The organism is Chitinophaga sp. (assembly GCF_035564935.1).
Taxonomy (GTDB): Bacteria; Bacteroidota; Bacteroidia; order Chitinophagales; family Chitinophagaceae; genus Chitinophaga.
In genome coordinates, this window is the sequence record NZ_DATMTE010000031.1 from 1 (window position 1) to 3,638 (window position 3,638).

Annotated in this window: 4 protein-coding genes; all 4 read right to left on the reverse strand. The window is 49.2% G+C overall.

All coding sequences use genetic code 11. The annotated features are described in order from the left end of the window. Positions 1 to 485: GNAT family N-acetyltransferase (locus VN105_RS00960; RefSeq protein WP_325637013.1), on the reverse strand; the 485-nt coding region annotated here is incomplete at its 3' end. Between the two features lie 4 nt (positions 486 to 489). Continuing rightward, the gene (locus VN105_RS00965; protein ID WP_325637015.1) at positions 490 to 1,125 is read right to left on the reverse strand and encodes a DsbA family protein; all 636 of its coding nucleotides are present in this window, start codon (positions 1,123 to 1,125) and stop codon (positions 490 to 492) included. Positions 1,126 to 1,186: 61 nt separating this feature from the next. Further along, positions 1,187 to 1,891 carry a PrsW family intramembrane metalloprotease gene (locus VN105_RS00970; RefSeq protein ID WP_325637017.1) on the reverse strand — a complete coding sequence of 235 codons (705 nt, stop codon included), beginning with the start codon at positions 1,889 to 1,891 and terminating at the stop codon, positions 1,187 to 1,189. Beyond that, a partial coding sequence (locus tag VN105_RS00975) for a helix-hairpin-helix domain-containing protein (RefSeq protein WP_325637019.1) occupies positions 1,888 to 3,638 on the reverse strand: 1,751 nt, incomplete at its 5' end. The genes VN105_RS00975 and VN105_RS00970, both read right to left, overlap by 4 nt.

Here is a 3,638-nt window from a genome sequence, read left to right on the forward strand (position 1 = left end):
TTACGCATCACATAATCATCCATGATAAAGCCGCTGCCGATGTCGGTTTTCTTTTCTTTAAATATGCTGAATCCCTGCTTTTCGTAGAAGTGTATTGCTTTGTTGAAGCGGTTTACGTCGAGCTCCAGCGTATGGGCGCCACGTTCTTTTACCTGGTTGGCCACCTGTTGCAGGAGAAATTTACCTACTCCTTTTCCCTGGTAGCTTCCGTCGAGATAGATCTTATGCAGTTTATAGATGCCGGCGTTATCTGTAGTGCTGTATGCGGCAAAACCGATGGGGGCGTTATCATCTAGCAGAACGAGGAATTGATGTTTAAGCTCCGTGATCTGTTTGTTCAGGGAAGCGGTACTGTACATCATGTCTATCATGTAGTCTATTTGTTCCGGCGTTAGAATTGACTCATAGGTAGGTTTCCAAATCTTTTCCGTGAGTTCCTGTATAACGGGAATATCGTTAGTGGTAGCTGCTTTGACGTAGTACATAATATTAAAGGCTGTTATTTTCTTTCAGTATGTTTTCTATGGTTTTTTCCAGTTGATCGAGGGGCGTATATCCCCTGGCGCAGAGATACAATTGTTTGCCCGTGTCCAGGATGGCTGCGGGGAACCCGGTGATGCCCCAGTTCTGGATCAGCTGAAATTCCTGCTGGGTTTCGTAGCGGTAGTTTTCATCGTGCAGGCGGCTGATGAATTGATCTTCCGGCAGGCTGAACTTTCTGATCAGTGAGCGATAGGTGCTGTCGTTGTTAAGGCTTTGCCCATTGTAATTCAGCGCTACCTGCATATCGTGCGCAAAGGTGATGGCGTTTTCCGGCTGGTACTGTTTAAATACGGTAAGGGCGATGCCAGGCTTTTCCGAGTCCATGATTTCTTCCGAAGGGAGCAGTTTTTCCAGGAAGGCGGCGCCGAATTTTGCTCCCGTCATGTTTTCCACATTGGTGTGTTCCCGCAGGATAAATGCCTTCATGGAAGAGAAGGAATGGCGGTTGTCGCCGGTGATCATTCCCCCGGAGAGGATATCGAACTGCATGTTCCAATTATTGCGTTCCTGTAGTTGCTGTACTACGGAAGTAAAGCCATAACACCAGCCGCACAGCGGGTCGTAAATATAAATGAATCTCATAGCATCAGGGCTTTTAGGCCCTCAGCAAAGGTAACTAAAAGCTTACTGCCGGAAATGGGCATTACTGGTTGCCTTCCTCAAAAAAATGTTCCTCATGCAGTTTTTTCGAGAGGGCGCTGTCTTTTCGTATAGCCTTGACAGAAAGGCGTACTGCAAATATGAGGGTGATAACCGAAGCTCCCATCAAAAAGATGTTATTACCAAGGAAAAGGAAGAAATCGAATGTTCCGTGGAAGAAAACGGCAATCAGGAGCGCCCTGAACAAAAGCGCGCTGCTTTTATGCGGCACAAACTTAGCCAAACCGGCATAGTAGCCCATTAATACCGCAAAAGCGCCGTGGGCGGGTACGGAAAGGAACATGCGGGCGATGCCGGTGCCTACACCGTACCTGCCTACGTAGGCAATATTTTCCAGGGTGGCGAAGCCCATCCCGATCATAACAGCATACACGATCCCATCCAACGGTTCATTGAACGCCTTTTTTGGATATGCGAACAGCAGCAGTACCAGGAATTTTGCCAGTTCTTCAGAGATGCCTACCACGCCATAGGCGAATGCGGCGGTGCCAAGTATGGTACCATTATTTTCCCGGAGCCCGAGTTCAACGGCAAGGCCCTGTACTGCCAGTGGCAGCGCCACACAGAGCATGCCCAGCAAAAAACTTTTAACCAACAGGCTGGTAGGTTCCCGGTCGTATTTGTCTACCAGGTATATAAAAAGACAGATAGCAAAACCAGGGGCCACTGCCAGAGCCAATAACATCATGGAAGGATATTTTTTTGTTGCTTACGCTGAAGCAGGTAGTTATTGAGCATGTCAACAGTGAAACTGCTAAGATTGTTTGCTTTTGTGATGCCTCCTTTCTGTGCAGCGAGGGTTCCGTACTTGATATCCTGGAACCCGGGGATGCTGTGGGCGTCAGGATCTATGGAGATGAGCACCTTTTTTTCCAGGGCATAATGCAGCCAGGTCCAGTCGATATCCAGGCGGCGCGGATGCGCATTAAGTTCTATTACCACGTTGTTGGCTGCGCAGGCATCGATGATGGCTTTATGATCTACGGGATAACCGTTACGGCTTAGGAGGAGGCGGCCGGTCATGTGCCCGAGGATGGTGGTGTATGGATTTTCGATCGCTTTCAGCAAACGGGCCATTGCTTTTTCTTCTGTCATTTTGAGATTGGAATGCACAGAGGCAATTACAAGGTCAAATTTTGCCAGGATTTCATCAGGATAGTCCAGTGTACCGTCGTTGAGGATATCGGACTCTATGCTTTTAAAAATGCGGAATGGCGCCAGCTTTTTATTCAGTTCATCGATTTCGGCATGTTGGGCCAGGATCCGTTCTATTTGCAGGCCATTGGCATAAAAAGCGGTACGGGAGTGATCGCTGATCACGAGATATTCGAAGCCCTGCGCTTTGGCGGCGGTGGCCATTTCTTCCAGGGAGGATTCGCCGTCGCTCCAGTTGCTGTGCGAGTGGATAATGCCTTTAATATCGGAAGCAACGATCGTTTCCGGCAGCTGATGGTGGCGTGCCAGTGTTAATTCGTTGATGCCTTCCCGTAGGAATGGCGGGATATAGTCCATTCCCGCAGCGCTGAAAATGGCTTCTTCCGTTGTGGCGTTGTGGAGAAAGGCAGCACCACCTGCTGCATTGAACTTGTCGATGAAGGCAGGAGATCCTGTGGTAGTAAATAAAGTAGCTGCGAAATTAGCGGCGTCGCAGCAATGCGTGATCACTTTCAGTTTTTCATCCAGTTGCCACACCAGGTTACCGGCATTAGCGGTGGTAAGTGAAAAGCCGGGAAGGGTAGCGAATTGCTGCTGTACAACCTCCACCGGGGCGGCTATGAGCAGTTCTATTTCATCGATGATGATGCTGTGGCGGCGGAAGGCGCCGGTGAGCGATACGGCGGCAGGGGCCATGAGCAGCTGCAGCTGTTTTTCCAGTTCCTGGCCGGTGGCTGCTACTTCTGCGAAGAGGAAGCGGTGGCGGTTGGAGAGATAGAACTCGATGTTCTGGCGAACGCTTTCCTGTGTTTTGGCGCCGAATCCTTTGAGTAGCATCAGGCGGTTTTCGTTACAGGCATAAAGCAGTTCGCCCATGGATTCTATTTCCAGTTCTTTCCAGATGGTGGCTATTTTTTTGGGTCCCAGGCCTTTGATCTTCATGATTTCAAGGATCCCGGCCGGGGTAATTTCCATGTAGTGGTTCAGGAGGGAGCATTGCTGGGTATCGAGCATTTCGAGGATGCTTTTCCCGGTGGATTCGCCGATGCCTTTGATCCTGAATATCTCGTCGCGGGGAATATCTTTGAGGGGACTGGGCAGTTTTTCGATGGTGAAAGCTGCGCTGGCGAAGGATTTGGCTTTAAAGCTGTTTTCTCCGTGAATATCCATCAGTTTGGACAGGAGGGAGAAGTTATCTGAGATTGAATAATTATCCATATCGTAAAAATACGGAGTTACGGGGATTGTGTTGAGGGGTGGGTATAAAAAAAGATCCCGGC

Excerpts from the sequence above, each read along its gene's own strand:
- VN105_RS00970 (WP_325637017.1), bottom strand. The coding sequence starts at position 1,891 with ATGATGTTATTGGCTCTGGCAGTGGCCCCTGGTTTTGCTATCTGTCTT.
- VN105_RS00965 (WP_325637015.1), bottom strand. The coding sequence starts at position 1,125 with ATGAGATTCATTTATATTTACGACCCGCTGTGCGGCTGGTGTTATGGC.